At 70.1% G+C, this 2486-nt stretch carries 3 protein-coding genes and 1 pseudogene; 2 read left to right on the forward strand and 2 right to left on the reverse strand.

Going from position 1 to position 2486, the window contains the following annotated elements:
- Positions 1-13: 13 nt before the first annotated feature.
- Positions 14-280 (forward strand): annotated as a pseudogene (locus tag AC08ON_RS11225) (thioesterase domain-containing protein); the annotation flags it as partial.
- A gap of 184 nt (positions 281-464) precedes the next feature.
- Complete coding sequence (locus AC08ON_RS11230; RefSeq protein ID WP_476607244.1) at positions 465-800, forward strand: hypothetical protein; 336 nt, start codon at positions 465-467, stop codon at positions 798-800.
- Between the two features lie 306 nt (positions 801-1106).
- Here AC08ON_RS11230 and AC08ON_RS11235 read toward each other — a convergent pair whose 3' ends face one another.
- Complete coding sequence (locus tag AC08ON_RS11235; RefSeq protein WP_476607241.1) at positions 1107-1868, reverse strand: SDR family NAD(P)-dependent oxidoreductase; 762 nt, start codon at positions 1866-1868, stop codon at positions 1107-1109.
- A 264-nt stretch (positions 1869-2132) separates the two neighbouring features.
- On the reverse strand, positions 2133-2486 hold a 354-nt coding region (locus AC08ON_RS11240), incomplete at its 5' end, for a diguanylate cyclase domain-containing protein (protein ID WP_476616924.1).

Consider the following 2486-nt stretch of genomic DNA (forward strand, 5'->3'; position numbering starts at 1 on the left):
TTCCGGCACCCCGTTGTTCTGCTTCCCGGAGGCTGGTGGGCCGGCGATCGGTCTGCTCCCGTTCGCCCGGTACTTCGCGGGCGAACGGCCAGTCTACGGGATGCAGGCGCACGCCCTGGAACGGCGGGGCGTCCCCGACTGGTCGGTGTCGGCAGCCGCCCGGCGGCACGTGGGAGAGATCCGTCTTCTCCAGCCGACGGGTCCCTACCTGCTGGCCGGGCACTCCTTCGGCGGACTGATCGCGTTCGAGGCCGCGCAGGTCCTCCGGAAAGCGGGCCACGAGGTCGGCCTGCCAGCGTTGATCGACACCTATCTGCCGGGTACCTCGCGGCTGACCCGATCCGGGGCGATCGTGCCGACCAGTCAATTGGAGGGAGCGCATCCGGACTCCCCAGCGCCGCCCGACGCCGGTCGGGGGATCGGCCCACTCGCCGCCGACGATGGGCCCACGCTGACCCCGCGGGGTGGTGGTCGACCGCCTGCGCCAACTCGTCGAGCTGCCGCTCGCCGGCGTGGTCCGCTTCCGGGGGATCCACCAGTACGACGTCTTCTACAACCAGGGGCGCATTCTGACGATGACCTACCGCCCCCGCACCTACGATGGCCGGACGACGGTCTGGCTCGCCGACGACCACGACGAGATCGAGGCCTGGCGGGGCGTCCTGACCGGACCCGCCGCGATCCGCCGGATCGGTGGGGACCACCGCGGCGTCCTGCGGGAACTGCTGGTCGCCGGGGTGGTGGCCGAGCTGCGCCACGAGCTGGCGACGGTGCCCGGCATCGACGGCCGCCGGGTCTGATCTCCTGCGGATCGCCATCCCCACGCCGCCCGCGGAGACGTTTGCCGCACTGCGGCGGCGCTACCCGCAGGTCGACCCCGAGCGACTCCTCCCGGTCGGGTGTGACGCGGCGCGTTCGTTGATCGCCGAATATCTTGCCGCCGGGATGAGTAAGTTCGTCGTTCATCCGGTCACGACACCCGGCGGATGGCCGGATTTCCTCGACGCCTTCGCCGCCGAACTCATGCCGCTCGAGACCTGATCGGCGGGCGTTCCTGGCGAGTAGGACGATCGTTCCTGGCGAGTCGGACGATATGGACGGAGGGCTCAGGTGATGGTGAAACCGCCGTCGACGGCAAGGGTCTGCCCGGTGACGAAACTGCCGGCGTCGGAGGCCAGGAAGAGCAGCGCCGCGGTCAGTTCCTCCGGTTCACCGAAGCGTCCGCCGAGGACCCTCGGCAACTGGGTCCCGAGGTACTCGGGCTGGTACGCGGCGGTCATCTCAGAGTGGAAGAAACCCGGCGCCAGCGCGTTCACCCGGATGCCGCGTCGGCCGGTCCATTGCTGGGCCAGATCACGGGTGAGGCCGACGAGTGCGGCCTTGCTCGCCGCGTAGGCCGCCTGCGGCAGGCCGGCGGTCGTCAGACCGAGAACGCTGGAGATGTTAACGATGCTGCTGCCGGGTCGCATGACCCGCGCCGCCGCCTGCGCCATCCAGTAGCAGCCGCCCAGGTTGACGTCGATGACGGAGCGGAACTGTTGCGGGGTCTCCTTGAGCGCGGGGATGGCGGTGCCGATCCCGGCGTTGTTGACCAGGATGTCGACCCGGCCGAAGGTCTCCATCGCGGCGGCGACAAGGTGTTCGCAGGAAGCGGGGTCGGTGACGTCGGTGGCGACGGGCAGGGCGCGGCGGCCCTCCTTCTCCACGAACTCGGCGGTGGTGGTGAGCCGGTCGACCCGGCGTGCGCCCAGGGCCACGTCCGCGCCGGCCTCGGCCAGGCCCCGGGCGAAGTCCACCCCGAGACCAGAGGACGCCCCAGTGACGACGGCGACCCGACCGTCCAATCGGAAACGGCCCAATACGGACATGGCGTGCTCCTTCACGATAAGGCGGCTCGCTCCTGATCATGGATCCCATCCCGGGCCGGCGAGCGATCCGGGCTTCCCGCGCCGCCATCCTTGCAGGTCCCGGCGGCTGGCCCTACCAGGCTGCCGGCAAACGTGTTCCGGAACGTGTGATCTGTGGGTCGGGGGGTACTGACGACGTGTCGGTTACTTCGACCTCACCGGCGGTGAAGCGCGACAATCCCGCGCACGTCGACAGGGCGACCGAGGGCCTCGGGAGAGCGGAGGTCATCGCGCCGCGGGGGAGATGGAGCGTCGGGCCCGGGCGCTCGTCTTCGCCTCGTACATGTCCGTATCGGCGTGCCGGACCACGCTCTCGGGACTGTGCGAGCCGGCGCCCCCGACGGCCTGCGAGGACGCCAGGCCGATCGTTGCTTTGACCACAAGGGTGTTGCCGGCCACGGTGAGGGGTGCCTCGACGAACTCGCGCACCCGCTGCTCGGTCTGGCGCATCGTCAGGGAGTCGGCCCCGGGCAGCACAATGACGAACTCGTCACCGCCGAGTCGGAACGCCTGCCCAGCATGTGCTTCCGGTCGGATCATCTCGGGACCGATCATCTCGGGATCTATCAGCGCGGGACC

It is taken from the genome of Frankia sp. CoWAU3 (assembly GCF_977971855.1).

Bases quoted from the DNA above. Each gene is read 5' to 3' on its own strand.
- AC08ON_RS11235 (WP_476607241.1), bottom strand. From the start codon at position 1,868: ATGTCCGTATTGGGCCGTTTCCGATTGGACGGTCGGGTCGCCGTCGTC.